We start from the raw sequence: 24,578 nt of genomic DNA on the forward strand, positions 1-24,578 counted from the left end.
ATGCAGATGCAACGTGTTAAAGCAATTATTTCATATGATGGCACTTCCTTTTCGGGGTATCAGATACAGCCGGGCATGCGGACAGTTCAAGCGGAAATTGATAAAGCGTTAGTGAAAATGCATAAAGACAAGGAAATTTTTTCTGTCGCAAGTGGCAGGACGGATTCCGGAGTGCACGCAACTGGACAAGTGATTCATTTTGACACCCCGTTGAATTTACCGATAGATCGTTGGAAGCTGGCGTTGAATGTACTTTTGCCTACAGATATCCGGTTGGTGGAAGTTGAATACGTCGACGAAGATTTTCATGCCCGTTATTCTGCTACTGGTAAGACTTATGTTTATAAGTGGTCTTATAGTGAAGTACACAGCCCATTTGAGCGTAACTTTTCCGTTCATCTCGGCAGATCGCATCCCGATATTCAGTTGATGAAGGAAGCCGCGGAATTTTTAATAGGGACACATGACTTTACAAGCTTCTGTTCCTCAAAAACCGCTACAACCAATAAAGTCAGAACGATAAGGACGCTTGAGCTAGAAAAGCAAGGTGATTATCTTGTCATGACAATCGAAGGAAACGGTTTTTTATATAATATGGTTCGAAGCATTGCAGGTATGCTTCTTGTAGTAGGGAACGGCTGGAAAACTCCGGGGGACGTCAAGCAAATACTTGAATCTTGCAGTCGTAAAGCGAACGTTAAAACCGCGCCGGCACACGGTTTGTACTTGCAAAAAGTGAGCTACGAGGACTGAGGCAACTTTTCCTGGTGTTTTTCGGATAACCGCTTGACTTAATGTGGAATTCGGTATAAGATGAGTAATGGTATTTCAATAACCCCACAAATAAGCCCCGGAAGGTATACTTGTGTTTAGGGATAGAGAAAACGGGAACTAATAGATATTCATTTAGGAGGATAAAATTATGCGTACAACATTCATGGCTAAAGGTCACGAAGTAGAGCGTAAATGGCTCGTTGTCGACGCTGAAGGACAGACGCTTGGTCGTCTTGCTTCTGAAGTTGCATCACTTTTGCGCGGCAAACATAAACCTACGTTCACACCACACGTTGATACAGGTGACCATGTCATCATCATCAATGCAGAAAAAATACATCTTACAGGTAACAAATTGAAAGACAAAATTTACTACCGTCACTCAGGTTATACGGGTAGCATGAAACAACGTACTGCTCTTGAAATGCGTACGAACTACCCAACAAAAATGCTTGAACTTGCAATTAAAGGAATGCTTCCAAAAGGTCCTTTAGGCCGTCAAACATACAGAAAACTTAACGTATACGCTGGACCGGATCACCCGCACGCAGCACAACAACCAGAAGTATTCGTACTTCGCGGTTAATTAAGAGGAGGAAACAACTTGGCACAAGTACAATATCTCGGCACAGGCCGTCGTAAAAGCTCAGTAGCTCGTGTACGTCTAGTTCCTGGAGATGGCACAATTATCATCAACAACCGCGACGTAGAAGACTACGTACCGTTCGCGACACTTCGCGAAATCATCAAACAACCACTAGTAGCTACAGAAACTCTTGGAAGCTACAATATCCTTGTAAACGTCGATGGTGGTGGATACACAGGACAAGCAGGAGCAATCCGTCACGGAGTTGCACGTGCTCTACTTCAAGTAGACCCTGACTTCCGTCCAGTGCTTAAATCTGCTGGATTCCTAACACGTGATGCAAGAATGAAAGAACGTAAAAAACCAGGTCTTAAAGGCGCACGTCGTGCACCACAGTTCTCAAAACGTTAATCTTTCAATTCAAAGCCCTTTTCCATTCGTGGAGGAGGGCTTTTTGTATGCTTTTAAATCCAGAAAAAAGAACAATGGTGGCAGTCACCACTCTATTGGAATAAGGGGGACATTGGTATATGATGGTATATAGGAAATAGTTCACTGAAAGTAGGCGGAAAATCATATGAGTAAAAAGTTGTTTTTGAGTTCTTTGGCAATGGCAGTTGCGTTACCGGCAATGGTAGTGCCTATGCAAGCTCAAGAAGTTAGTGCTGAGGTTTTGCAAGAGTTAAAGGACGTATCAAAAGGCAATTCAGCATACAAAGAAATCATGGCGATGTATGACCAAGGTATTATCGATGCATACCCAGGCAATCTGTTTAAACCGGCACAATCAATCAGCCGAGTACACGTCGCGTCTTCATTCGTACAAGCACTTGACTTAACACCTGTGAGAGCAGGTAAAGAATTCAAAGACGTACCGAAAACACACCCCGATTACGATATCGTACAAAAAGTCTATCGTGCGGGCATCTTCGATGGTAAAGATGACGGAAATTTCGGCATAGCGGATAACTTAACGCGTGCGCAAATGGCAAAAGTGATAGTTGAAGCATTTAACCTAGACATTCACAAAGGCTATATCTTCGATGACGTGAGCGAAAGCCACTGGGCAAAAGACTATATTTCATCGCTATACATGAGCGGCATCACAACCGGCAGCAACGGTAAATACTTACCAAGCGACTCAGTTTCACGTGCGCACTACGCGATGTTCTTATATCGCGCATTGAATCCAGAAAATGCACCGAAGCCGGATAAGCCATTGACACAGACACCGCCGGTCAAGCCAGAACCTAAACCTAAACCTAAACCTAAGCCTGATAAAGATTGTGTTGAAGGGCTTTATGGTCCTGGAATTAATTCTTGTATCCCAGAGCCAAATACAACTAGGCCAAGTTATGTTCCGAGTGGAGCAAAGCTTATTAAGGACGATGGATATTCACTAGTGTATTCATATAATAAAGGTTTACCTGGTGGTGGAGCAATTAAAGAAGTCATTGCTGATTATACTAGGAACATTGTGATGCTAGGAACAGATAATAATGGAAAGAGTATGATGTTAAATTACCAGCCAGAAAGAGATGTTATTCAGTTTACAACGTTTGGTGAAAAACCAGTCGTGAACACAGAGAGTTTGAGTCTGTTGTACGAAATCGGTAGAGATTTTGCTAAAGGCTATGGCATGAATGAGATAGAGATAGACATAAATATTGATACAGAAAATGGATCTCGATCTTGGATAGTTAATACAAAATCTAAAACTTTAGGCGAAGAAATAGAGAAAGTAAATAAATCCACAAACATAGAGATCACCCTAAAACAAACAAAGGATGGGAGAGTCATATATTCATTCTATGGCATGGAAAATAACGACAAATACGAGTGGGAAATTACTTCAGAAGACTGTAAGGGCGGAATATGCTCCAAAGATGTAGACTCAATAAAGCTAGATAAAGATATGAAATTTGTAATCAAATATGAAGAAAAATAGATTTACCTGAATTATTCATAGCGAGTTAGGTCTTGAGGATTTTCTGGTTGAGTGCTTCGTGCCAGTCACTCGTTCAATCGTGAAAGTTCGAACAAGCATGTTTGTTTGAATTAACGCGTTTATTTTAGTGACACCAAAAAGCAATTGGAAAACGATTAACCATATAGAAGTTAACAAAGTGTATTCAACTAGCTTCTATTTTGGTTCAAATTGGTTCAAGTCGCATCAATTTTTATACATGTTCAACCCTTTATATCAATTTACAATTCTATTCGTTATTGATAGGAAGGGATTTAGATGGTTTGGTTATACATGAGAAATGTGTTCGTATTTCTCAAAACGTTAATCTTGCAATTAAAAAAGGTCCTTTTCCATTCGTGGAAGAGGGCTTTTTTGTGATTTCATCACTAAAGGGCTGTTAGTTGATTAAGAAAATTGCTTGACCCACAGTTTATGGTAATTCATAATTAGATATAACAAAACATAACTAGTTATACTTAGTTATAACCGATATAGGGAATGGGAGGTTTTTTGATGGTGAAAAAAGTTAGATGTTATCTTGTTTTGCTATGTTTGTTATTGATTTCGGCAGGGTGTTCCAATGGACAACAGCCAATCAGTGGTGAATCAAATGATAACGTTGAATTAACAATTTCGGCCGCAGCCAGTTTGACGGATGCATTGGTTGATCTGAAGCCTTTGTTTGAAAGTGAAAATCCGACCATTACCCTGTCGTTCAATCCTGGAGGCTCAGGTAAATTAGCACAACAAATCGAGCAAGGTGCGCCTTCAGATGTATTCCTATCGGCAAGTAAAAAAGATATGGATAAGCTGCAGGAGAGAAATCTGATACTTGAAGATAGCCGAACAGACTTTGCTGAAAATGAACTGGTGTTAATTACGAATAAAGAAAAGCCATTCAATTTGTCCTCATTTGAAGAAATAGATCGAGCAATTATCGACCATTTTGCAATTGGTGAGCCAGAAAGTGTACCTGTTGGCCGTTATACGAAACAAGTTCTTGAAAAGTTGGGGCTTGGGGAGTCATTACAAAGTAAGTTGGTTTTGAGTTCGGATGTACGCCAAGTGCTGACGCATGTCGAAATGGGAAATGCGGATATTGGGATTGTATACGCTAGTGACGCAATGATTTCAGACAAGGTGAAAGTATTGGCCGTAGCTAATCCTGAATGGCATGATCAGATTGTCTACCCAGGGGCTGTCATTGCCGACACGGCACATCCTGAAGAGGCGAAAGCATTTATAGCATTTCTCACAGGCAAACAAGGCAAAGAAGTCTTGAGGAAATTCGGATTCAAGTAAGAGGGAAGAGGGATGCTAGTGAACGAAACGGATTATACGCCATTATTTTTATCGTTAAAAGTAGCGGGTATTTCTACTCTTTTCGTTTTTATTGCGGGAGTCTTCTTTGCGCGGATACTGGCACGCAAAACGTTCTTCGGTAAAGGGATTATCGAAACGTTATTTCTTTTGCCACTCGTTTTACCTCCGACTGTCGTGGGGTTCGGATTGCTCATACTTTTTGGAAAGAATGGTTTTATTGGCAGTTGGCTGTATTCCACGTTCGGTATTCAAATCATTTTTTCATGGCTCGGTGCAGTTATTGCCTCGATAGTCGTTTCTTTTCCTTTAATGTACCAAAGTGCAAGCGCAGCTTTTGAAAACTTGGATGCAAAGTTGGAGAATGTGGCTAGAACCATGGGAGCCTCTGAGTGGCGTGTTTTTTGGACCATTTCGTTTCGTCTTGCTTGGCCGGGTCTTCTTGCCGGTTTAGTTCTCTCTTTTGCAAGGGGCCTCGGCGAATTTGGTGCTACGTTGATGTTGGCGGGCTATATCCCAGGAAAAACAGATACGATTCCGATGGCAATCTACTTTGCTGTAGAATCCGGGCAAATGGAGAAGGCTACCTTTTGGGTAGTTATCATCGTTGCTTTAGGATTTAGTACAATCATGTGGTTAAATTGGTGGAGCAGACGGAACATGCGTCGCTATAAAAATGATAATGGATAAGAGGGTGATTGGATGCTCGAAGTTCACATCACAAAAAAACTGCCTCACTTTTTATTGGATATCGAATTGAGGGTAGACGATGAAATTCTTGTTTTATTTGGACCATCAGGATCCGGGAAAACATCAATATTAAATAGTATAGCGGGGCTGGACAAGCCTGACGGGGGATATATCAGATTGGATGGAAAAACGTACTTCTGTGAAAAACAACAACCGCTGCCGGCTAAACAAAGAAATATCGGCTATCTCTTTCAGGATTATGCACTTTTTCCTCATATGACTGTGAAAAAAAATATTGCCTATGGCATGAAAAAGAAAAAAGAAGGAGAACCGCCATTTCAAATTGAACACTTAGTAAGTGTGTTAGGGATCCAGCATTTGTTAAAAAAATATCCCCATCAGATTTCTGGCGGGGAGAAGCAGAGGGTTGCACTGGCGCGGGCCCTAGCAACGGAACCATCCATTTTATTACTCGACGAGCCCTTATCTGCACTTGATCATGAAACACGGATCGAGTGTCAGGACGAGCTGTTAAGGCTCCATGAAATTTGGCGAATACCATTTATTATTGTTACGCATGACATGAATGAGGCGGAGAAGCTTGGTGATAGAATCCTGTATCTTGAAAAGGGATCGGTGACTAAGACTGTTGGTAACACGGCTGGAAGGCTAGCTAGCTGTAATTAAAGAAAGTTCCTCCTTTCAACTATGTCATATCGTTGAAGAAAGTAGCTTTTTAAACCTTGCTAAAATGTTTCAAAGATAACGTTCCCTGTTTGAGATAAATCGTAGCCGCCGATTGATTTGATCTCTTTCTGGAACGAATCTGACTGTAAAATACGTGTTAACAAATCAATAAGCCCTTCGTTTTGTTCGGTCTTCAATATGACGAGATCATACCGTTCTTCGATCAAGGGAATAAAGTCAACATCAACAAGACGGGCGGCCTTCTCGATGCCGATTCCTACATCCGCATCCCCGCCTGCAACTTTGCTGGCGACTCCGATATGGTTCAATTCTTCTGACTCATAGCCGTTTACACGATATGGAGAAATACCTTCCACCCGAAACTTCTCATCAATTAATACACGTACACCTGAACCTTTTTCTCGGTTTATCATTGTGATTCCCGGCTTCGTTAGATCAGTCCAAGATTGAATGTTTTTGGGATTTCCTTTCCTTACGTAAAAGCCTTCCCAACGTGATAGGAAATTGACGATGAGATAAGGTTGCCCCACAAGAATTTTGCGGATGTACGGAACATTATATTCTCCTGTGTCACCGTCAAATAAGTGAGTGCTTACGACATCCGCTTCTCCTTGGTACATGGAAACTAAGCTGTTCAAACTTCCAGTGTATGAGCGAAGCGGACGGTAGCCGTTTGAGTTTTTCTCTATGTAATTAGCTAATATGTCTAAGCTTAAATCCTGACCGCTAATTATGATTTGTCTGGTTGTGGTAGATGATTTACTTTCAAAGGGAGGGTTTTCCGGTCTATGCGTGTCCACTCTTTTTATGTTTCTCCCGCTTTTGGCCCGCTCTTTATAAGCCGACAAGTCGTGGGCGTCTACTCGTATTTGTCGTCCAACTCGGTACGAGGGTAATTCTTCTTTTTTGATCAGATCATAGACGGTCAATTTGGACACTTTTAATATCTGAGCAATTTCTTCGGTTGTGTAGGAAATATCCTCTCTCATGCCCGATCCGTCCTCCTTTGTGTTGCATGATGATCTAGAACGAGTTTTAAAAGTCCTTTCTCTTTAGTATACCAAAGCCTTTAGTTATAACCTATTCGAAGTTTAGCTTGGCCCCGCTGTTATACCTACAGCTGTTTTCCATGAATATCACCGTGTTTATGGTAAAGTAGAAAGGATAAAAAGTGAGGAGGATTTGCTATGAAAGAAATCACACCAATCGAAGTGCAAGAGCTGTTAGAAAAAGGTGAACAACTTCACTTGCTTGATGTACGCGAAGCGGATGAAGTAGAAGAAGGGATTATCCCGGGCGCAACTCATATCCCTTTAGGAGATGTACCAGTGCGTATGAGTGAGCTTGATGTTTCTAAGCCGTATATACTTATTTGCCGTTCAGGAGGCCGTAGTGGACGTGCTGCGGAGTTTCTAGGGGATGAAGGGTATGATGTAACTAATATGGTAGGCGGCATGCTCAAATGGGAAGGTACTACTGAATAATTGATATGTAAGAGGAGCCTTTCGGGGTTCCTTTTTTATTTTATAGGAAGTTAATCATTGGTTGATCTCACCATGATATTATTTGTATTCACTGGAACGTGATTTTATAGCGCGAAGTCTTTGTGAACTAGTGTGAACCATTGATTATCACACAGTAAAAAGGCTATTCATTTTTAACTCTGCTTTTAGTGGGACATATCCGTCGTTATTTCTGCGTATAGTAAAGGAAAAAGGCGGTGTCCATATGAAACGGTGGTTTGTGATCTGCTTACTATTTGTATGTTCTCTCGGAGTTGTTATGTACGGCGTAAAGGCTTCGTCAGACCGGAATTTCTTCATGCCGGCAGAACTTGGGGGTGTGAAGATTCTTATTGATCCGGGACATGGAGGGATGGACGGGGGAGCCTCATCCAATGAGGTCGTAGAACGAGATATTACGCTGAGTATTTCGCATGAGCTGAAGAAGCGCCTAGAAAAGAAAGGGGCACAGGTAATCATGACGCGGATGAAAGATGGTGACGCACTGGCTGAACATGCTCCGGCTGAAAAGTTTAGAACAACCCGAGAGAGAAAAATGGCAGATTTGAAGTTGAGGGAAAGCATCGCAATCAGTGAAAAGCCTGATATGTTCATCAGTGTTCACGTCAATGCAATACCAGAGGAGAAATGGCGCGGATCCCAAGTGTTTTATCATCCGGGGGGAGATCCCAATGGTGAATTTCTGGCAAAAGCGATTCAAGAGTCTTTCCGGACAAATTTGAAAAATACAGAAAGAGTGGCAATGGCGATCAAGAAAGTCTATTTGTTGAAAAAAGTTCCAACTCCAGCGGTTCTCGTTGAAACAGGCTTCATCTCAAATAACGAGGAACGGGCACTACTGACTGACCCGGCGTATCAATCGAAAGTTGCGGATGCAATTATGGAAGGGATCATCGAATTTCATACCACGGAAGAAAAATGAGTGATTTGCAAGCAATGAAAACAACCCACTATGGTATACTTGGAGGTGAATGAAAAAACCTCCAAGGGGTGTCTGCGTTGATAAATGAGCAAACAGTACGAGAGTTATTAGGACAGCTGAAAGATCCGTTTTTACATAAAACGCTTGCAGAAACGAGTGGCATTATAGGTGTAACAATAAAGCCGGAGAAAAAACATGTAAGCGTGAAGCTGGCCATCGCAAAAATTAATACTGCTGAACAGATGGGGTTACAAACACAAGTGGTCGATACGTTAAAAGGAGCAGGTGCTGATTCCGTCGGTATCCGTTTTGAAGAATTATCGAGTGAAGTGCTTGAACAGTTCCGCGGAAAAGTGACGGAATCGGAAGCTCAAGACTTATTGTCGCCTCTGAGCGATGTTGAATTCATCTCAATCGCTTCGGGTAAAGGTGGCGTCGGTAAATCAACTGTTTCAGTGAACCTTGCCGTAGCACTTGCCCGTCTCGGGAAAAAAGTTGGTTTGATCGATGCAGATATTTATGGTTTCAGTGTTCCAGATATGATGGGCGTAACAGATTTACCGGTCGTTCGTGGGGACCGGATTATCCCGGTTGAGCGTCTTGGCGTTAAAGTTATTTCGATGGGCTTCTTTGTTGAGGATAATGCGCCAGTTGTATGGCGCGGCCCGATGTTAGGGAAAGCGCTTGACCAATTCTTCCGTGATGTTGAGTGGGGAGATCTTGATTACTTATTCCTCGATTTGCCGCCTGGTACAGGGGATGTCGCGCTTGATATCCACCAGATGATTCCAATGTCCAAAGAAATTGTTGTAACAACTCCGCATCCAACAGCTGCTTTTGTAGCTGCGCGTGCAGGAGCAATGGCGCTTCAAACGGATCATGAATTGCTTGGAGTTATTGAAAACATGTCTTGGTTCGAATCAAAAACGTCAGGTGAACGTGAATTTGTATTTGGCCAGGGTGGCGGAGTGAAATTAGCTGAGGAACTGCGTACAGAGTTACTCGGTCAGATTCCGCTTGGTCAGCCAGATTGGGACGAAGAAGACTTTGCACCTTCTGTCTATGCTGAGGATCATCCTATCGGTAAGATTTATATGGGGATTGCAGAGAACATTGTTAAAAAAACAACAAAATAAGAATTGATAAAAGTGGAGAAGGCTATTTGCCTCCTCCACTTTTACTTTCATCCTGCTTTGCTCCCCCTTGGTCACCGCTACCGTTGCCTCCGCCTCCGCCGCTTTCTTCCTCTTTCGGTTCACCGGCTTTCATAATGAGTTCTTGCCACTTTGTTTGTAACAATGGGCTGTTAATCGTTTCTTCAACCACTTTTTCAAGATGTTTTTTCATATTCGCCGACTGCGTAACTGTCTCCAGCTGTTTTAACATATCAGGTTGCGTGAAAAACTCTTCCAATTGTTTTTGAAATGAAGAATCATCCATCAGTTGTTTCATGATGTCTTGCTGCTGTTCTTTCATGCTTTTGGCAATGGTTTCTGTGAACTTTGGATCGTCGAACGTTTTTTTCCAAAAATCTTCTCCTTTCTTGGATAATAATGCATCTTCAATTGATTTTTTAACTTCAGGCTGCTCCAAGATAAGCAGCTCCTTGAATTCCGGATCTGCAAACATTTGACGGATTGCTTTTTTTCCATCCTCTGTCTGAAGCGCATCGGTCATCATTTTTTTGGTTTCATCATATGTCGGAGCGGCCTGCTGCATGCTACATCCAGTTAAAAGAAAGGCTGAAAACAGGATTAGAAAAAATATTTTTTTCATGGAAATCAAATTCCCTTCAACAAGCATTTTCATTTATTGTTCACAATACAGCGCAGAATATGCATGAATCGTTTAATGAAATAGATTTTTTGACGAAACGTTGTTACACTATTGGAAGTAAAAACAAAACGGAGGATCACTATTGTGACAATACGAAATTGGGTAAAATTCTTTTCTACAGCATTACTAATCGGAGGATTCGTTACGGCGGTTGTGGGATTAATTGTCCGCTGGGAATTCTTTTCTCAATATTTATCAAATGGGGAATATGGTCAATTCATTGGCGCATTTCTATGGATGATTTTCCTTGGATTTACCATGAGTGTCGTTGCTCAAATGGGTTTTTTCGCCTATTTAACGGTCCATCAATTCGGAGTGAATATCTTCAAAACACTTACATTGTGGAACTGGGTCCAGCTTTTAATAATTGTCGTTGTGTTGTTTGACCTTATATTCTTCAGGTTCCAGTTGACGTCAGGCGAGACGGGACGCACAGTTTTATATCTCTGCTTACTTGCGACACTTGTTGGGGTTTCCACCGTAACCGCTTATTTCAAAGCGAGATGGACGAAGAAACACACGCTTATTTCAGCACTATTTTTCATGATTGTAATTACAACACTTGAATGGTTACCGGCATTAATGGTACGTTCAGGCAATATTGATTCATGGGTAACAATTTTGCTATTCCCGCTTCTTGCAGTGAATGCTTATCAAATTTTAGTACTTCCGAAATTTAACAAGCAGTCGGATGAAGACAAAGTGAAATTGGAAGAACGCAGAAAAGCACGTAGAAAAGCTGCTAAAGCAAAATGAAAAACAGCACAAACTGCCGTTAAAGGCGGATTGTGCTGTTTTTTGCTTTGCAAGAAACTATAAAATTTGAAATTCTGGGTAAGTTAGAACGTAGAGCTTTCATGTCTGGATATTATCGCCTTTCTTGTAACAAGTGTGGGAGTTGGGTTACTCGGGTATTTTTTTGACTTTCACTGTTGTTCCGAATAACATAGCTTCTACGGTGATAAGGGTCCGATCCTTGTCTAACTTTTTCAATTCAGCGAAATCAATACGCTCCTCACGATGATGAGGAACAGATAGGATCTCCCCTTTTGTGACTGGTGGAGGATTTCCACCGCTCCAAGTGACTGAGGACCCAAGTGCATTAATTTCTGCTTCCCAGAGCATGCTAGACAGAGCGAGAGGAAAAACTTCATCACGTGTACGGAACCAAAGAGGTTTTAATTCGAACGTTTTTTCAAACTGCTCAAGTTGTTTAACGAACTTTGGTGTGTTCTGCTCATAGGTCACTCCTTCATCGCCGAGAAGTCCAACCGGAATATTCTTTTCTTTAATAAGTTGTACGGTTTCTGGAAAGCGCTCAGCCCATTTCGTGTCTACAAAAAGGAGTGGATAGGGTTTATTTAATTCCTGTATCCATTTTTCCACCTCAATATCTCCAAATGAAATATTCACGGTGAGCGCTGACCCGTTTGAACCGCGTACAATGACGGCAGGTTTTTCTGTTACGCGGAAGACGGATATGGGTGATAGCTGCTTAGGTAATGCAGGGAGAAGCAAGAATAGCCCGCAGCACATCAAGACAATGATAAAATATTTGTTTCGCATATGTTGTCCCCTTTTTACACAATCTATTGTACTTTATGAAAGTGCGTTGACAGATATGCAAAAGATGTGATACTATGTAAAAGTTGCTGTCGGGAACAAACAAATTTTAAAAAAGGTCTTGAAAAAGATTTTATTCTTGTTATAATGGAATTTGTCGTGAACAGCATGTACATAAAAAAATACTTTTTATTCCGCAGTAGCTCAGTGGTAGAGCAATCGGCTGTTAACCGATCGGTCGTAGGTTCGAGTCCTACCTGCGGAGCCATATGCTTCCATAGCTCAGTAGGTAGAGTGCTTCCATGGTAAGGAAGAGGTCACCGGTTCGAATCCGGTTGGAAGCTCCAGAGAAACCTTATATATGACGCGGTTCCCAAGAGATTGGGGGCCGCTTTTTTGTTTGTTTAAAATCCTGATTGCCGACCATTTGACGGCCAAACCTAAAAACCGAATGATTTCTATTGGTTTTTGTTGGTGCCGGATAGTGCTGCATCCAATTTCGCCGTCGCCACCTGATCGGCCGTTTTCAATTTGTGACCGTATGTGTCATTCGTGATTTGGATCCCTGAATGGCCGGCGCGATCTGAAATCGCCGACAGCGGAATTTCGAGCTCGATCAATAATGTGACCATGGTATGTCTCAGCGAGTGAAGTTTGATGTATCTTAAATTGTGCCGCTTCAGGAATCGCACCCACCAATTTCTCATAGACGAAGGATTGTAAGGCTCGCCGTCTTCGTGAGCGAGTAGTAAGCAGTGCTTTCCGTCTTCCCACAACTCTTCAGCTACAGCTCGTTCTTTCATTCGTAGCGTTATCAGCTCGCTTAGCGGTTCGTGCAAAATGGCTGACAATGCAATGTTCCTCTTTTTAGCCCTCTTGTTTCCTTTTTTGATCTCGTGTATTTGAAATCCGCTTCTTTTTGAATACGTTAACGCCTGCCTTACCTCTACGGTGTTTTTTCGGAAGTTGAAATGCTTCAGTAAATCCAGCCCGAATAATTCGGACCTCCTCATTCCTTTTGTCACAGCTAAAATAACGGCAACTTGCCAATGTAGTAACTCCTTCTGCAAACATGCAAGTAATAGGACCGTCTCCTCTAAATCATAAACCTCAGATTCTTCATACTCGACGGAAGGCTTCTGCACATTTTCAAGCGGGGACTCCTCGATCATTTTTATTTCTACTGCAAAGTTGAATATATTGTTTAAAATTCGATAGTGATAAAAAATTGTGGAACTAGCGAGTTTACCCTCTTTCCCGTCTGCGCGCATACCGTCCTCGCTAATGTTGTAAATAAAGTCTACTATATGCTTAGGTTGTATCTGATCCACTCGAAGATATTTGAATGCTGGTAAAATCCTTAACTCCAGATACTCTATATGTGTAGCTAAAGTGGTGTGCGACAATCGAAGTTCTCCGCACTTCGGCAGCCATTCTTTCATGACGAAATCGAAGAACATCATCTTCGTCGGTTCAAAGTAATCATCCCCGGTCACTTCCGTGACAAACTTCGCAAGTTCCGTGTCAGCTTCGCGTTGCCCTTTGGCGGTGACTGTCTTATATTTTCGATTCCGTTTTCTTCTACCGGTCTCCGGATCCTTGTACGATCCGAGATCCACTTCTAATTGCCAGATGTTGCGGCTGCGTTCTCTCGCATGTCCTTTTGCCATATGAATCAACTCCAATTAAGAATAAATGTTCGGTTTATTAGGTGAAAGAAAAGCCCTGGATAGGGCGTACTCTTCGACTACCTTCAATACTTATATTTTTTATCTGTGAATACAGTGACAAATCCTCCTGGTACATTGCGCCACTTGCCCACCTCCACGCGGTGAAATCCATCAATGTTATATGCGCCCACTGAAGTTTGTCCTTCTATAAGAGGTTTTTCCAAATCGGTAACAGTAAGATTTAAATACTCCAGATTGCCCTTTGCATCTTCGCCGGAAAAATATTCTTCTTCGCTCAGATTAAGGATGACGTTCACTGCCTTGTCCTCTATGAACATTACTTCGATTTTCCCGTCCTTATAATAATTCAAGGTATATATCGGCGAATCAACGTCTAAAGAAAAATCACCTTCTTCGGTATCAAAGGGTTTTCCGAGTAGATCGGTTACTTCACTTTCAGTCTTGTGTGCAACATCTTTAATATCGAAGATTGGGATTATACCCGTGCTCCCTTCATTTTTCTCGGTACCAGCTTTTCCTTCAACCTCTTTGATGGCGAGTGGGTCTGATTTTTTCTTTTCTGCTACCGCTTTTTCTTCTTGTTCGTTTCTTAGAGCTTCCGCAGTTTCTTCTTCAGCCCTTTCCCTTTCAGCTAATTCTTTCTTTTCAAGTTCCTTCCGTTCAACTTCTATTGTTTTTTCCTTCTCAAGTCGTTCAGCTTCGAGTTTTGCTTCCTTTTCTTCAGCCTTTGCCAATCTTCTTTCTTCTGCAACAGCCTTTTCTTCAGGGGTCATGTTTGCTCCACCGATCAATGCTCCAGTAACGAAAAGCGCGAAGCCGGCAGCTAGTAATATTAGCAACTTCTTTTTCGGCCCTTTGGTGAACACTCTCAAAATCAATAAACCAAAGGCGATAAGCATCGCGACAAATCCTGTTATAAATAAGAATAGATCCATTAGCGGCACCTCCTATATTGTTCAATTAATATTGTTTAGTCTTTTCAAGTGCGCGACCTCGTTAGGTACGCCGTGAATGCTGGCTATCTCATCAAATGCTAAGAAACTATTTTTGTACTTATATACCGTTTCGTCGGGCATCAATAGTTCAACAGCGAATCGATTTGCTTCAGCTTCTATTTTATTGATCGAAAAAAATGTTTTTCGTTTTAAAAAAGGGGTACTCAATCTCGGGTGGAGTTCTGAATGCCCTAGCTCATGGGCGCATGTGAAAAACTTATCCCTTTCATTCAAATTAGAATTAAGGAAGATGAGCTTGTTTCTTCTCATGTATTTGTAAAACCCGCATATTTCTTCATGCATGTCTCTTTCGATCACGTGTATATTCTTAGCTGCGGCAATTTCAAACGGATTGTTGGTGCTGTATTTTCTCACTAAATCTTCAACGATCTCCTTGATCCACACACACTGACCCCCTACAGGACTATTTCTCGTCCTTGTTTTTATATTTATTGGGGGCGTATTTTTTATTAGCTATCGTTACTATTCGTTCTGCGTGTTCAAGCGCCTCCATAAACGATTCAAATGCTTCTTCACTCATAGGTTCTCCCATATAGTTCAGACCTTCAACATCCTCGTTAGCCTCAATTAAATCTGCCTTCATCTTATCCATTCGCTTAGCTATGTCTTTTTCATCTTTGTCTGTTAGGCCGTTGGTGCGCGTTTCATCCTTCTTCGAACGAACCCCTAACAAATAATCCGTAGCGACTTCGTAAAGCTCAGCAAGTTTAGCGAGCATGTCGGTGTCGGGGTCCCTGTAATCTCTTTCGTAGTTGGACAGAACTGTGTTCGTTATCCCTACTCTCTCCGCAACGTACTTTTGAGACCACTTTCTTTTTTCGCGTTCGTTTTTCAAACGTTTGCCCAAGCTCATATTTTTTGATCCTTTCAATCGTATTTATCACATTAATAATATCAACATTTCACGTATCGTTAAGCATATTCCACGAAAGGTTAATAAAAGTGTTGACTTACACTTAACGTGGAGTTAATATGTAATCAAGAGGTTCACGTAACGTGGATTAAAAAGGAGGTTATCTAGTGAAGGTTCACGAAAAGGTGAGAGGATTGAGGGAATCTAAAGGAATTTCTCAAACTTTTGTCGCTAATAGCATTGGTATAACCGTGTCCGGCTACAATATGAAGGAACACGGGAAGCGTCCTATCAGTATTGAGGAACTAGAAAAAATAGCGGTAGTTTTAGAGGTCCAAGCCTCATATTTTTTTGAGAAAGAAGTCCACGTAAAGTGAAGTTTCTGCAAGGGAGGGACAGGCGCAAACTGCGCCCGTTTAAGTCTAAGGCTGAAGGGGGTGTCACAAATGGAAACTATGACTACTAAAGAGGTTGCAGCTTACATCGGGGTATCACTCGGCACTGCTAGGAAATATGTGCACGAGGAGGGGTTGCCGGTACTTAGATTCAAGGGACGCAGCAAGTGGACGTTTCGCAAGGATTTGGTTGATCAGTGGATGGCGAGTAGATCCATGCCGGAAGTTGTTGATATCGCAGCGGAAAAGAAAGAAGAGGGTTATGGCCGTCTTCGCGTGCTTGCACCTTAATTATATAACTACCAATAGTTTAATACTGTTCATAGTTTGAACATTTTGGAGTTGTTCAGAATTTGAACATTCGAGAGTAGGTGAACAAATGTTATGAACTTTGGAATGTTGCTTAAATCAACCAGGAAAGCCGTTGATCTAACCCAGGAGCAAATAGCGCCCCTGGTGCATATCTCGAGAAGCACTGTCTCCAAGTTGGAGCGTGGAGAAATGCCGTTAAAGGCTGAGGACCTTGTCAAATGGCTGCAAATCGTTGGATCGCGGATGAACCCCTCAAATGCAACTTTGCCGATAGAGGTAGGGATTGCAATGGTACACAGCGTGGATATATTAATGCTTACTGAAACGCTAACAAAATTAGTAGGAGGAATGATCTTATGGATTTGAAGAAAACAACGGTTTCTTATTGCGGGGAATGTCACAGGGATTTTGATAAGCCGGAAGTCGTTTGGTATGCACCGATCGAGAACAACTGCTTTTGTCGGGATTGCAAGTTGAAGCTGAACATCAAGGAATGGTCACCAAGGCTGTACGGGGGTGAAGGTGAATGAGCTATGTTCTTTCGGCGAGTCGGTTGATGACTGCAGGTGAGGTTCGGAAAATGTGCAAAGAAATGCGAAGCAATCCGACGCTGCTGTTGGCACTGGAGTTTGAGTATAAAAGAAAGATTTATGAATCAAAAAAAGCAGCGAGCTAAGGACGGCCATCCTGCTCACTGCGGTTCGTTAAATACTATATCTACTATTCTAGCACACGGAGAAGGAAGTGAACACATGAAATATGTAGTTCGTGGCGATAACGGAATGGTTGTCACATCTTGCACGATGGACGAAACCTTGGGGAAGGAAGTCGAGCATAACACCAGGGCGGAGGCTCAGGAAGCGCTCAAACTTTATGAAAGCATATTTTTAGATGTGAAATTCAGGATTAAAGAAGTATGAATTCGGCAGGCTTGGGCCTGTCGCCATGTTCGGGAGTTGTTACCTCCTCTTACGGCTCCTGGGCGTGGCGATGGCTCCGACCCATCAATATATATAAGAAGGCGGTGAAATGAATGACGTTCGGAGAAATGCAGGGCTTCACGAAGCGCTTCAAGGAGATCATCCAGTCGGGTGCTTCGAACGAATCCAAGACCGAAAGGCTTTCAGTCATGATGACGGACATGGAGGGCGCGTACAGCATTCCGATGCTTAAGAATGAGCGATTCGAGAATGAAAACAGGGAAGTTATGCAGCTTTATCGCGCCGTCGCAGATGCAAGAACATTTTGAAAGGTGGCAGGAAAATGATGACAGAAAAAGTTAAGTTAGGAGCTCTCTCTATTGAAGGTAAGGTGCTTCCGTTTCCACAGCGTCCTTGGGGATATGAAGGAACTCACGCTCCAGAGCCTGGTGACATCCACCGGTACCGTAACGGCGGATCGATTGGAATTGTCGACTCGACGGATCCGGCGGCATTGATTTCCTGGGTTCCAGGATTGAGCGAAGAAGGTAAGCGTGTGCTGGTGGCTGATAGAAATATACTCACTGATATTACGTGGGACCAACTGAATGAGCAGGGCCTGGTGTTCGGCCGAGAAGTTAAACTCGGGGGCAACCGATTCAAACTAAGGATCCTGACTGGCGGCGACAGACCCTTTGAAGGGGATTACGAACTAGGCGGCACTCCATCAAATAATGAGTGGGATCAAATTATCGTCAATCTCGAAGAAAATACTTCGTTACCCATCCCAACTGAAGAAGATTTCTCGGAATACGTGTCTGCAGAGTCCTTCAACGGGAATCATAACAAGTTTTGGAATTGGGCGTATACCTTAAGCTGGTGTCAGGAAAAGTTCTTTGAGGCCGGCTCGTACCGTGTCTCTCGCGGCTACAACTCAGCTCGTAGCTTCCACAGCACTACTGCTTCGTATCGCTATGTGTACATCGGTTGGCGCCCGGTCTTGGAAGTTCTGGACTCTGAAACTCTGGACTCTGGCAATCAAGCGGAAGATGGTTTGAAGAATCTATCTGATTTCGAATTAGAAGCTTTAATTGAATCGGCCAATGAAGAGCTGATCGACAGACGGGTCAAAGGCAAGGTATCTAAACTGGTTGATTCACTTTTAAATGTCGCAGAAGGGAGTGAGTGAAATGGTTGATACAGCAATCAGGCAAACGATGTTAACCGGCTACCCTTACCCGGAGTCGGAAGCTGTCGCGAGCTGCAGCGCATGTGGGTGTGAAATATGCAAGGGTGACGAGTTGAGGGTTTTTGATGGTGAGGCGTATTGCAGCAAAGGCTGCCTAAGTGATCGAGTGGATGAATGCTATACAATCCACTCGATCGCAGGTGAATAAAAAAGCCCGCTGTAGGGCAGCGGGCTAAGTGGTTTCTGTGTACTCACAATTTGTCTTCATTGTACATAGAAACCTCCATAAAAACAAGGGAGGAACAATTTATGCAACCAGAAAATAATGAACTTCAGGTAATTCAGCAAGATTTCAACCGAGCGCTCCAAGAGATCGATGCGCTGAAGAAGCAAAATGTCGCAGCGCTTGGCGATGGAGAAGTATTCGTCAAGAGGGTGAACGGTGGGCAGATTCGCAGTGTGAAAGGAACGGTCACTCTACGCCAATTGAACGGCGAGATTGCGACGATCCAAGGGAAGACAATGACGACAGCCAAGGGTTTTAATACCCTCAACCAAATCGCAGGACTGTCGATCATCACGCCAGAGTCATTGACGCTTCCTGACGGTCAAATTGTTGTAAATCCATACCCGGTAATTGATCCGGAATCTGGAACGATCTCGAAGGTATGGGTTAAGAAGACGGCGATCGGTTACAGCCCGACAGGAAATCTTGTTATAACAAGCTCCACGTTGCTGTATGACATCAAGGCCTACTTCATCCAGGACGTGATGAAAAAAGTTCAGTACAACCAGGGTTCCGGACGCGTCTGCATGGAGCAGATGCTTACCGAAGATGAAAAACAAAACAGTATCTTCCTAAAGATCGAAGGGCCGCTTGGGATCGCAGCCAATATCCAACACCCTGAGGTGCTGAAGGCGATCGACACGTTTATCAATAAAAAGCAATTTGCGGAACGTAACGCCCAATCAATTTGTGAACGACTTGTAATGTCCAAGCACCCAGCGTTGGCTAGTGCTGCATATGTCACCAAACAGGGTGATGTCGCTCGCGTTCCGGTCGTTGGTTATGTGCATGATTTCAACCGTGAAGAGCTGCTTGATATTGCAGATAAGGCAGAGCGCGGGGAAGAGATCGAAGTCGGGAACCAAAAGGCGGAGGTCATTGAGGCGGTTGCAGAAGCAACTGAAGCCGATTTCATAGCTGATGCGGACGATGAAGAAATTGCTCAATCTGTCCATCCTGAAGTTATTCGCGCCGAAGATGTACCCAACGGCACCGATTATGTTGAGGAATTCATAGAGCGCGAGGTAGCACCACCGGAAAACGTATTTCAAATGGAGAGGGGCGGGTTTTAAATGATCACTGAGATCACGGTCGAAAATATGAAGGGGCAAAGCATCACGCAGCTCCTCACAGGCAAGAACATTCTCATTGGGAAGAACGGGTCAGGGAAAACTACGCGGATGCAGGCTCTAGGGCTTGCGATGCTCGGGAATGTGCCAGGGCAAGCTAAGACGTCGGCGGCGACCTTCAAATTTGCAACGGGCGACAAAATGGCGGTAGGGCTTAAAACAAAGGACTTCGAGTTCTCCAGGAGCTTTGTGAAAGAAGAAAAATTCAACGGCCGAACTGGCGAAAAAAGTATAAGTATCAAAGAAGTTATTTCCGTTTCCCCTGGTAAAGGGGAGCGGACGGCTACTCAGAAGAAAGATCGTATCCATGAAGAAATCGGGAACTTTCCCGTCGCGCTCGACTTCAACGAGTTTCTAGCACTTTCTGATGCAAAGAGGAGGAATTTCATTTATTCCCTATCTCCAATCAAGTCGAATACGTGGGATAAAGAAAAACTATCAAACTACCTGCAGAAGAGAATGTTGACCGCGGAGCTTGAATCCAACAATGAAGAGCTGTTCGATATTACGAATAAATTGATCGCGAAGTCCTTAGAGCAGTTTCGTGATGGCGCTGATATTCATGACGGGCTGCTCTCGATGCTCGACTGGACCACGACCGAATTGTCGTACTGGAAACGAAAAGAAGAAGACTCACAAGGCGCTGTGCGTCAGATGTCTGACATGAAAAATCAATTATCGGAAACAGATCGTGACATTGCCGCAACGAAAAAAGAGCTTGAAGAACTACAGGCCAATCTTATTTCCATTGAAAAGAATATATCTGCAGATACAGAGAAAAAGCGCAATATCGACAAACGCTTTCAACGGATCGAAGAAGTAAAAAAAGAGATCCAGTTAGTAAATGAAACCACTGTCGAAACAAACACCTTGCCATTGGATGAGGAGATCGCTGCATTAACTGCCTCCATTCCCTTGCCTGTGGATGTCGAAACTCAACTGAAGCCGTTGGATGAGGAGATCGGGAAGCTGAACAACTTGGCTGATACCCAGCGCCAAATGCTGAATAAGCACAAAGAGTTGATTATGAATGTACAAGCCAACGTCCAGACGCTTGACGGCACGCTGCGGAAGGTTGGAGAAATGGCTGGCTTTTGTGTCATCAGCCAAATGATTTCATGTAATAAAGATTTCACGGGGTTCGATGAGTATGTCGACAAGAAGAAAGCTGAAGCTGCGAAGTCTATGGCTGAACTGAAAGGGCTACACGATCAACATGAAGGCGCATTGAATCTGTTACTTCAGAACATCAAGGAAAAAGAAAAGGCGAAGGCTGCCGTGTTTGCTGAGGCGCAGGTCGTACAAGGCGCGCGTGATGTTATTTCTCAGAAGGTAAGAAATGCTGAAGCGGCAAAGGCTAATATTTTAAACCTTATTGATCGCAGAAATAATAAACTAGCGTCTCTCAAAGAGGAATTGGACAAACTTGTGAATGAAAAAGCTGATCCAATCGGAGACCTAGAAATCATGTCGAAACAAGCGACTGGTACACGAGCTCGAATCGCAGAGCTCCAGGGGCAAGTTCAGGAGAAAGAAAAATCCAAGCAGACTCTGATCCTTATGAATGAAAACGTCTTGCAAAATAACGAGGCCGAGTACAAGGCTGGCGCCCTGAAGATTCTTCAGGAGTCGTTGGGTGCAAAGGGTGTTCAGGGTGAGTTGGTGAAAGAGATCCTGGAGCCGATTCGCGCACAGATTGAAGAAAATTTAAAACTGATGAAGTTTGACCAAGTTCCTTATTTTCAGACGGAAAGCGACACCGGAAAAGAATTGTTTGAGTTTGGCTGGATCAATGATCGCGGCCACGAAGTGAATTTCGACGCTTTGTCCACGGGGCAGCAGACGGTCTTCCTTGCGGCCATGATGATGACCATTATCGACAGGGCGCAGCCGAAGTTGCGGATCCTTGCTATGGATAACCTGAATCACCTGGACAAGCAAAACTTCCAGTTGCTCATCGATGGATTGAACGGCTTGACGGATAAAGTTGACAATATCATTCTAGCGGGCGCCATTGAGTATGATTTTTCCGCGGATGGCTGGGTTGTTGACAACCTGTCAGAGGGGGTTGTGATCGATGCAAGCAACATTGCTTAAAGGATTGAATGAGGGGCAGCAGCGGGCTGTCCTCTCGGATAATAAAACGATCCTTTGCCTCGCTGGAGCTGGATCAGGGAAAACGACGGTCCTTACAAGGCGTATTGCTCATTTATTTAATAACCGGGTGGGGACCAGCAACATGCTGGCCCTCACGTTCACTCGGTTGGCCGGAAAGGAAATGAAGGAGCGCGTCATCTCCCTTGTAGGTGATGCGGAAGGAAAGAAGCTGTTTTGTAATACCTTCCACGCTTTCGCGGTTCATGTACTGAAGGATTGGGGTCATCTAATCGGCATCGATAAAAACTTTACGATTTACGATCAAGAAGATCGCACGTCGATCCTCGAGGTCATTATTAAAGAATTAGGCGACAGGGTTAAGTTGAAAAAAGTCGTTGAGGCGTATGAGGAAAATGATGTTTCCAATCATGAAATCACGATGGTTATTAATGAGTACGTTTATCGGTTGCGGCAAAATAACGCCATCGATTTGGACAAGCTCATAGAAAAAATAAATTTTTTATGGGCCGAGCACCCCGAGTCACTTAATCATTACAAAAGGCTTTACTCTCACGTATTCGTTGACGAGTTCCAAGATAGCAACGACGAGCAGATGATAATGATCCGCTCGCTGGCTCCTGCCAATCTCTTTGCGGTAGGTGATGATTTTCAGGCCATCTACGGTTGGCGAGGCGCTAAGGTTGAATACATTCTCGAATTCCCTGGTATGTATCCTGGCTGCGAGGTCGTGAAGTTAGAGGATAACTATCGATCTACGAGAGAAATCATTGCGGCAGCCAATAACCTAATTTCGTACAACTTGACTCAATCAGAAAAGACTTTGATCGCCCATAAAGACGGGCCACAGATAACAGTTTCTACTACGGGTGATGAAAGAGCTGAATATGAAAGCATCGCTCGGAAAATAAAGGATCTGCGGAGCTCAGGTACCACTTATAAAAATGTCGCTGTTCTATCAAGGACGAATATGCAGCTTACTAGAATGCAGAGTCAGCTAGAGCGAGATGGGATCCCGAATGTGGCGCTTGGTCGTAACGATATCATGCGCAATCAAGACATCAGATCCATTATTGCCTGGTTGCAGGTTATATCAAACCAGAAGGACGGCAACGCATTAAGGCGGGCGCTTGACTACCCTGAACCTTTTCTGTCTGAAGGGGAAAAAAAGAAATTGAAGCTCGAGGCTGCTAGGCAAGAAAAGACTGAGTTGGTCATGCTAAAGGAGTTGGATTTCAGGAGATCTGCCAAGTTCTTTGGAATAGGTTCATTAATCTTCGAGAAGCAATCGCTAGGTATGAATGTGTCAGATTTGATCCTGTACACAGCTGAAATATTAGGCGTGTTGCAAGACTATGAGGGCAAGGGGCTACAAAATCGCCTACACGCGATCCAAGACGGAATTGAGTATATAAAGGCCTGGGAAGATTCAAAGGCTTCACTGGGTGAAGACAACGGCCTCCTGGCGTTCCTAAAATGGCTGAAGTTCAGAGATATTCAAGAAAAGCTTGTCGAAGAGAAGGATGCAGTCAAGCTCATGACCATGCACGGTGCGAAAGGGTTGGAGTTTGAAGTTGTTTTCATCGTCGGTTTGGTAGAGGAAACATTCCCGTCCAAACGTGGTGATCTCGAGGAAGAAAGGCGCCTCGCGTATGTTGGAGTGACCAGAGCAAAGGAGCAACTATTCTTGTCCCATGCTCACGCTAAGCAGCAGTGGAACGGATCGCCGGCGCCAGCTATACCGAGTAGATTCCTGGATGAAATAAAAGAAAAAGTGTAACGCATGCCGTAAGTCGGAAGGAGGTATCAACGTGCAAAAAGGCTGGATTAAACTACACAGGAAGCTGCTTGACAATCCGATCTGGCAAGATCCCCACTATATGAAACTTTGGATGTATTGCCTTTTGCAGGCCTCCCACGCCGAGCATGATCAGCTGGTGGGGAATCAGATCATAAAATTGCTTCCTGGGCAATTTGTTACCGGGAGAATATCGCTCGCTGAAGAAATGAATCGCGGTGTTGCCCCGAAGAAAAGGCAAAGTGAATCTACTTGGTGGCGCGACCTCAAAAGGTTTGAAGAGTGGGGAATGTTGAACATCAAAGCGAACAGCAAATACAGCATTGTAACCGTTGGTAATTGGGCGCTTTATCAAGAAACTGAAAAAGAAATGGACAGCAAAAGAACAGCAGATGAACAGCAAGTGAACAGCGAATGGACAGCGAGTGAACAGCATTTGAACACAAACAAGAATGTAAAGAATTTAAGCACTAAAGAATTAAAGAACTTATCATCATCATCACCATCATCATCGCCGATCGCACCGAGTCTCATAAATTTGGATCTCAAAGAAGTCACCAACTTTTATGAGCAGCAGCACTTTGGAATGATAACCCCGCATGTCGCAGATCGGATGGCTGACTGGATTGATGATATGTCAAAAGATCTTGTAATCATGGCCATGAAGTTGGCCATCGAGAATGGCGTTGCCAAATGGAGCTACGCTGAGGGGATATTAAAAAACTGGAACACCAGAAAGCTTTCCACTGTCGAGCAGGTCACTGCCTTTGAAAAGCAACGTGAACAACAAAAGAATGTCCAGCAACAAAATACGGGAAGTAGACGCAGCTTCGGTTCTCAACGTGAGGAGAAGATTCCTGATTGGTTCAACAAGCGAAAGGATGCCCCTGAAGCAGAACGGGAGCCGGATCCTGATATCGAGGAACGAAGAAGGAAATTGCAAGAAGAGCTGGATGAAATGAGTGCAAGGGTCCATTGATTC

General features: G+C 43.4%; 31 protein-coding genes and 2 tRNA genes. 26 read left to right on the forward strand and 7 right to left on the reverse strand.

The window, feature by feature from the left end:
* The first annotated feature begins 6 nt into the window (after nucleotides 1–6).
* From truA to MKZ11_RS05595, 7 genes are all read left to right on the forward strand, one after another.
* On the forward strand, nucleotides 7–753 hold the full coding sequence (gene truA, locus MKZ11_RS05565) for a tRNA pseudouridine(38-40) synthase TruA (RefSeq protein WP_340793007.1): 747 nt from the start codon (nucleotides 7–9) through the stop codon (nucleotides 751–753).
* Nucleotides 754–922: 169 nt separating this feature from the next.
* Entirely contained in the window at nucleotides 923–1,360 is a 438-nt protein-coding gene (rplM, locus tag MKZ11_RS05570) for a 50S ribosomal protein L13 (RefSeq protein ID WP_340793008.1), read from the forward strand.
* A gap of 18 nt (nucleotides 1,361–1,378) precedes the next feature.
* Nucleotides 1,379–1,771 carry a 30S ribosomal protein S9 gene (gene rpsI, locus MKZ11_RS05575; protein ID WP_340793009.1) on the forward strand — a complete coding sequence of 131 codons (393 nt, stop codon included), beginning with the start codon at nucleotides 1,379–1,381 and terminating at the stop codon, nucleotides 1,769–1,771.
* A gap of 166 nt (nucleotides 1,772–1,937) precedes the next feature.
* On the forward strand, nucleotides 1,938–3,308 hold the full coding sequence (locus MKZ11_RS05580) for an S-layer homology domain-containing protein (RefSeq protein WP_340793010.1): 1,371 nt from the start codon (nucleotides 1,938–1,940) through the stop codon (nucleotides 3,306–3,308).
* A 534-nt stretch (nucleotides 3,309–3,842) separates the two neighbouring features.
* Nucleotides 3,843–4,631: a molybdate ABC transporter substrate-binding protein gene (modA, locus tag MKZ11_RS05585; RefSeq protein ID WP_340793011.1), complete on the forward strand. Its 789-nt coding sequence runs from the start codon at nucleotides 3,843–3,845 to the stop codon at nucleotides 4,629–4,631.
* A 12-nt stretch (nucleotides 4,632–4,643) separates the two neighbouring features.
* Nucleotides 4,644–5,339, forward strand: a complete 696-nt coding sequence (gene modB, locus MKZ11_RS05590; RefSeq protein ID WP_340793012.1) for a molybdate ABC transporter permease subunit — start codon at nucleotides 4,644–4,646, stop codon at nucleotides 5,337–5,339.
* 12 nt (nucleotides 5,340–5,351) lie between these two features.
* Nucleotides 5,352–6,026 (forward strand): ATP-binding cassette domain-containing protein, encoded by a 675-nt coding sequence (locus tag MKZ11_RS05595; protein ID WP_340793013.1) that lies wholly within the window; start codon nucleotides 5,352–5,354, stop codon nucleotides 6,024–6,026.
* A gap of 59 nt (nucleotides 6,027–6,085) precedes the next feature.
* Here the strand turns inward: MKZ11_RS05595 and MKZ11_RS05600 are convergent, their stop codons facing one another.
* The gene (locus MKZ11_RS05600; RefSeq protein ID WP_340793014.1) at nucleotides 6,086–7,036 is read right to left on the reverse strand and encodes a helix-turn-helix transcriptional regulator; all 951 of its coding nucleotides are present in this window, start codon (nucleotides 7,034–7,036) and stop codon (nucleotides 6,086–6,088) included.
* 198 nt (nucleotides 7,037–7,234) lie between these two features.
* Here MKZ11_RS05600 and MKZ11_RS05605 point away from each other — a divergent pair, with 198 nt between their 5' ends.
* The 3 genes from MKZ11_RS05605 to MKZ11_RS05615 all read left to right on the forward strand — a co-directional run bounded on the left by MKZ11_RS05605 (nucleotide 7,235) and on the right by MKZ11_RS05615 (nucleotide 9,628).
* Nucleotides 7,235–7,531: a rhodanese-like domain-containing protein gene (locus MKZ11_RS05605; RefSeq protein WP_340793015.1), complete on the forward strand. Its 297-nt coding sequence runs from the start codon at nucleotides 7,235–7,237 to the stop codon at nucleotides 7,529–7,531.
* 244 nt (nucleotides 7,532–7,775) lie between these two features.
* Nucleotides 7,776–8,492 carry an N-acetylmuramoyl-L-alanine amidase gene (locus MKZ11_RS05610; RefSeq protein WP_340793016.1) on the forward strand — a complete coding sequence of 239 codons (717 nt, stop codon included), beginning with the start codon at nucleotides 7,776–7,778 and terminating at the stop codon, nucleotides 8,490–8,492.
* Nucleotides 8,493–8,569: 77 nt separating this feature from the next.
* Nucleotides 8,570–9,628, forward strand: coding sequence for an Mrp/NBP35 family ATP-binding protein (locus tag MKZ11_RS05615; RefSeq protein WP_340793017.1), 1,059 nt, complete (start codon nucleotides 8,570–8,572; stop codon nucleotides 9,626–9,628).
* 22 nt (nucleotides 9,629–9,650) lie between these two features.
* Here the strand turns inward: MKZ11_RS05615 and gerD are convergent, their stop codons facing one another.
* Nucleotides 9,651–10,268 (reverse strand): spore germination lipoprotein GerD, encoded by a 618-nt coding sequence (gene gerD, locus MKZ11_RS05620; RefSeq protein WP_340793018.1) that lies wholly within the window; start codon nucleotides 10,266–10,268, stop codon nucleotides 9,651–9,653.
* A 144-nt stretch (nucleotides 10,269–10,412) separates the two neighbouring features.
* Between gerD and MKZ11_RS05625 the strand changes: the two genes are divergently transcribed.
* On the forward strand, nucleotides 10,413–11,084 hold the full coding sequence (locus MKZ11_RS05625) for a KinB-signaling pathway activation protein (RefSeq protein WP_340793019.1): 672 nt from the start codon (nucleotides 10,413–10,415) through the stop codon (nucleotides 11,082–11,084).
* Nucleotides 11,085–11,231: 147 nt separating this feature from the next.
* Here the strand turns inward: MKZ11_RS05625 and MKZ11_RS05630 are convergent, their stop codons facing one another.
* On the reverse strand, nucleotides 11,232–11,894 hold the full coding sequence (locus MKZ11_RS05630) for a hypothetical protein (RefSeq protein ID WP_340793020.1): 663 nt from the start codon (nucleotides 11,892–11,894) through the stop codon (nucleotides 11,232–11,234).
* Between the two features lie 190 nt (nucleotides 11,895–12,084).
* Between MKZ11_RS05630 and MKZ11_RS05635 the strand changes: the two genes are divergently transcribed.
* Together MKZ11_RS05635 and MKZ11_RS05640 are read left to right on the forward strand one after the other, a co-directional pair.
* A tRNA-Asn gene (locus tag MKZ11_RS05635) sits at nucleotides 12,085–12,159 on the forward strand.
* Between the two features lie 3 nt (nucleotides 12,160–12,162).
* A tRNA-Thr gene (locus MKZ11_RS05640) sits at nucleotides 12,163–12,238 on the forward strand.
* Between the two features lie 111 nt (nucleotides 12,239–12,349).
* Here the strand turns inward: MKZ11_RS05640 and MKZ11_RS05645 are convergent.
* The 4 genes from MKZ11_RS05645 to MKZ11_RS05660 all read right to left on the reverse strand — a co-directional run bounded on the left by MKZ11_RS05645 (nucleotide 12,350) and on the right by MKZ11_RS05660 (nucleotide 15,451).
* Nucleotides 12,350–13,561: a site-specific integrase gene (locus tag MKZ11_RS05645; protein ID WP_340793021.1), complete on the reverse strand. Its 1,212-nt coding sequence runs from the start codon at nucleotides 13,559–13,561 to the stop codon at nucleotides 12,350–12,352.
* Nucleotides 13,562–13,644: 83 nt separating this feature from the next.
* A complete protein-coding gene (locus MKZ11_RS05650; protein ID WP_340793022.1) occupies nucleotides 13,645–14,517 on the reverse strand; it encodes a hypothetical protein in 873 nt (290 codons plus the stop codon).
* Between the two features lie 21 nt (nucleotides 14,518–14,538).
* Nucleotides 14,539–14,982 carry an ImmA/IrrE family metallo-endopeptidase gene (locus tag MKZ11_RS05655; RefSeq protein ID WP_340793023.1) on the reverse strand — a complete coding sequence of 148 codons (444 nt, stop codon included), beginning with the start codon at nucleotides 14,980–14,982 and terminating at the stop codon, nucleotides 14,539–14,541.
* Between the two features lie 19 nt (nucleotides 14,983–15,001).
* A complete protein-coding gene (locus MKZ11_RS05660; RefSeq protein WP_340793024.1) occupies nucleotides 15,002–15,451 on the reverse strand; it encodes a helix-turn-helix domain-containing protein in 450 nt (149 codons plus the stop codon).
* A gap of 167 nt (nucleotides 15,452–15,618) precedes the next feature.
* Here MKZ11_RS05660 and MKZ11_RS05665 point away from each other — a divergent pair, with 167 nt between their 5' ends.
* The 13 genes from MKZ11_RS05665 to MKZ11_RS05725 all read left to right on the forward strand — a co-directional run bounded on the left by MKZ11_RS05665 (nucleotide 15,619) and on the right by MKZ11_RS05725 (nucleotide 24,575).
* Nucleotides 15,619–15,828, forward strand: coding sequence for a helix-turn-helix domain-containing protein (locus MKZ11_RS05665; protein WP_340793025.1), 210 nt, complete (start codon nucleotides 15,619–15,621; stop codon nucleotides 15,826–15,828).
* Between the two features lie 69 nt (nucleotides 15,829–15,897).
* Complete coding sequence (locus MKZ11_RS05670; RefSeq protein ID WP_340793026.1) at nucleotides 15,898–16,137, forward strand: helix-turn-helix domain-containing protein; 240 nt, start codon at nucleotides 15,898–15,900, stop codon at nucleotides 16,135–16,137.
* 105 nt (nucleotides 16,138–16,242) lie between these two features.
* Entirely contained in the window at nucleotides 16,243–16,524 is a 282-nt protein-coding gene (locus MKZ11_RS05675) for a helix-turn-helix domain-containing protein (RefSeq protein ID WP_340796928.1), read from the forward strand.
* On the forward strand, nucleotides 16,515–16,688 hold the full coding sequence (locus MKZ11_RS05680; RefSeq protein WP_340793027.1) for a hypothetical protein: 174 nt from the start codon (nucleotides 16,515–16,517) through the stop codon (nucleotides 16,686–16,688). The genes MKZ11_RS05675 and MKZ11_RS05680 overlap by 10 nt, the downstream gene beginning before the upstream one ends.
* Nucleotides 16,685–16,834: a hypothetical protein gene (locus MKZ11_RS05685; protein ID WP_340793028.1), complete on the forward strand. Its 150-nt coding sequence runs from the start codon at nucleotides 16,685–16,687 to the stop codon at nucleotides 16,832–16,834. Before MKZ11_RS05680 ends, MKZ11_RS05685 begins: the two co-directional genes overlap by 4 nt.
* Nucleotides 16,835–16,910: 76 nt before the next feature.
* Nucleotides 16,911–17,078 carry a hypothetical protein gene (locus tag MKZ11_RS05690; protein WP_340793029.1) on the forward strand — a complete coding sequence of 56 codons (168 nt, stop codon included), beginning with the start codon at nucleotides 16,911–16,913 and terminating at the stop codon, nucleotides 17,076–17,078.
* Between the two features lie 113 nt (nucleotides 17,079–17,191).
* Nucleotides 17,192–17,407: a hypothetical protein gene (locus MKZ11_RS05695; RefSeq protein WP_340793030.1), complete on the forward strand. Its 216-nt coding sequence runs from the start codon at nucleotides 17,192–17,194 to the stop codon at nucleotides 17,405–17,407.
* A 14-nt stretch (nucleotides 17,408–17,421) separates the two neighbouring features.
* Nucleotides 17,422–18,267, forward strand: coding sequence for a hypothetical protein (locus MKZ11_RS05700; RefSeq protein ID WP_340793031.1), 846 nt, complete (start codon nucleotides 17,422–17,424; stop codon nucleotides 18,265–18,267).
* Nucleotides 18,245–18,475, forward strand: coding sequence for a hypothetical protein (locus MKZ11_RS05705; protein ID WP_340793032.1), 231 nt, complete (start codon nucleotides 18,245–18,247; stop codon nucleotides 18,473–18,475). The genes MKZ11_RS05700 and MKZ11_RS05705 overlap by 23 nt, the downstream gene beginning before the upstream one ends.
* Before the next feature lie 101 nt (nucleotides 18,476–18,576).
* Nucleotides 18,577–19,626: a hypothetical protein gene (locus MKZ11_RS05710; protein WP_340793033.1), complete on the forward strand. Its 1,050-nt coding sequence runs from the start codon at nucleotides 18,577–18,579 to the stop codon at nucleotides 19,624–19,626.
* The gene (locus tag MKZ11_RS05715; protein ID WP_340793034.1) at nucleotides 19,627–21,780 is read left to right on the forward strand and encodes a hypothetical protein; all 2,154 of its coding nucleotides are present in this window, start codon (nucleotides 19,627–19,629) and stop codon (nucleotides 21,778–21,780) included.
* The gene (locus tag MKZ11_RS05720) at nucleotides 21,761–23,578 is read left to right on the forward strand and encodes an ATP-dependent helicase (protein ID WP_340793035.1); all 1,818 of its coding nucleotides are present in this window, start codon (nucleotides 21,761–21,763) and stop codon (nucleotides 23,576–23,578) included. Before MKZ11_RS05715 ends, MKZ11_RS05720 begins: the two co-directional genes overlap by 20 nt.
* 31 nt (nucleotides 23,579–23,609) lie before the next feature.
* Nucleotides 23,610–24,575, forward strand: coding sequence for a DnaD domain-containing protein (locus MKZ11_RS05725; protein WP_340793036.1), 966 nt, complete (start codon nucleotides 23,610–23,612; stop codon nucleotides 24,573–24,575).
* Nucleotides 24,576–24,578 lie beyond the last annotated feature (3 nt).

It is taken from the genome of Sporosarcina sp. FSL K6-1508 (genome assembly GCF_038007465.1).
Taxonomy (GTDB): Bacteria; Bacillota; Bacilli; order Bacillales_A; family Planococcaceae; genus Sporosarcina; species Sporosarcina psychrophila_B.

Excerpts from the sequence above, each read along its gene's own strand:
- MKZ11_RS05690 (WP_340793029.1), top strand. The coding sequence starts at position 16,911 with ATGAAATATGTAGTTCGTGGCGATAACGGAATGGTTGTCACATCTTGC.
- MKZ11_RS05700 (WP_340793031.1), top strand. The coding sequence starts at position 17,422 with ATGATGACAGAAAAAGTTAAGTTAGGAGCTCTCTCTATTGAAGGTAAG.
- MKZ11_RS05600 (WP_340793014.1), bottom strand. The coding sequence starts at position 7,036 with ATGAGAGAGGATATTTCCTACACAACCGAAGAAATTGCTCAGATATTA.
- modA (WP_340793011.1), top strand. The coding sequence starts at position 3,843 with ATGGTGAAAAAAGTTAGATGTTATCTTGTTTTGCTATGTTTGTTATTG.
- MKZ11_RS05595 (WP_340793013.1), top strand. The coding sequence starts at position 5,352 with ATGCTCGAAGTTCACATCACAAAAAAACTGCCTCACTTTTTATTGGAT.
- modB (WP_340793012.1), top strand. The coding sequence starts at position 4,644 with ATGCTAGTGAACGAAACGGATTATACGCCATTATTTTTATCGTTAAAA.
- MKZ11_RS05670 (WP_340793026.1), top strand. The coding sequence starts at position 15,898 with ATGGAAACTATGACTACTAAAGAGGTTGCAGCTTACATCGGGGTATCA.
- MKZ11_RS05685 (WP_340793028.1), top strand. The coding sequence starts at position 16,685 with ATGAGCTATGTTCTTTCGGCGAGTCGGTTGATGACTGCAGGTGAGGTT.
- MKZ11_RS05660 (WP_340793024.1), bottom strand. The coding sequence starts at position 15,451 with ATGAGCTTGGGCAAACGTTTGAAAAACGAACGCGAAAAAAGAAAGTGG.
- MKZ11_RS05605 (WP_340793015.1), top strand. The coding sequence starts at position 7,235 with ATGAAAGAAATCACACCAATCGAAGTGCAAGAGCTGTTAGAAAAAGGT.
- gerD (WP_340793018.1), bottom strand. The coding sequence starts at position 10,268 with ATGAAAAAAATATTTTTTCTAATCCTGTTTTCAGCCTTTCTTTTAACT.
- MKZ11_RS05695 (WP_340793030.1), top strand. The coding sequence starts at position 17,192 with ATGACGTTCGGAGAAATGCAGGGCTTCACGAAGCGCTTCAAGGAGATC.
- MKZ11_RS05705 (WP_340793032.1), top strand. The coding sequence starts at position 18,245 with ATGTCGCAGAAGGGAGTGAGTGAAATGGTTGATACAGCAATCAGGCAA.
- truA (WP_340793007.1), top strand. The coding sequence starts at position 7 with ATGCAACGTGTTAAAGCAATTATTTCATATGATGGCACTTCCTTTTCG.
- MKZ11_RS05630 (WP_340793020.1), bottom strand. The coding sequence starts at position 11,894 with ATGCGAAACAAATATTTTATCATTGTCTTGATGTGCTGCGGGCTATTC.
- rplM (WP_340793008.1), top strand. The coding sequence starts at position 923 with ATGCGTACAACATTCATGGCTAAAGGTCACGAAGTAGAGCGTAAATGG.
- MKZ11_RS05720 (WP_340793035.1), top strand. The coding sequence starts at position 21,761 with ATGCAAGCAACATTGCTTAAAGGATTGAATGAGGGGCAGCAGCGGGCT.
- MKZ11_RS05675 (WP_340796928.1), top strand. The coding sequence starts at position 16,243 with ATGTTGCTTAAATCAACCAGGAAAGCCGTTGATCTAACCCAGGAGCAA.
- MKZ11_RS05650 (WP_340793022.1), bottom strand. The coding sequence starts at position 14,517 with ATGGATCTATTCTTATTTATAACAGGATTTGTCGCGATGCTTATCGCC.
- MKZ11_RS05610 (WP_340793016.1), top strand. The coding sequence starts at position 7,776 with ATGAAACGGTGGTTTGTGATCTGCTTACTATTTGTATGTTCTCTCGGA.
- MKZ11_RS05715 (WP_340793034.1), top strand. The coding sequence starts at position 19,627 with ATGATCACTGAGATCACGGTCGAAAATATGAAGGGGCAAAGCATCACG.
- MKZ11_RS05645 (WP_340793021.1), bottom strand. The coding sequence starts at position 13,561 with ATGGCAAAAGGACATGCGAGAGAACGCAGCCGCAACATCTGGCAATTA.
- MKZ11_RS05710 (WP_340793033.1), top strand. The coding sequence starts at position 18,577 with ATGCAACCAGAAAATAATGAACTTCAGGTAATTCAGCAAGATTTCAAC.
- MKZ11_RS05580 (WP_340793010.1), top strand. The coding sequence starts at position 1,938 with ATGAGTAAAAAGTTGTTTTTGAGTTCTTTGGCAATGGCAGTTGCGTTA.
- MKZ11_RS05680 (WP_340793027.1), top strand. The coding sequence starts at position 16,515 with ATGGATTTGAAGAAAACAACGGTTTCTTATTGCGGGGAATGTCACAGG.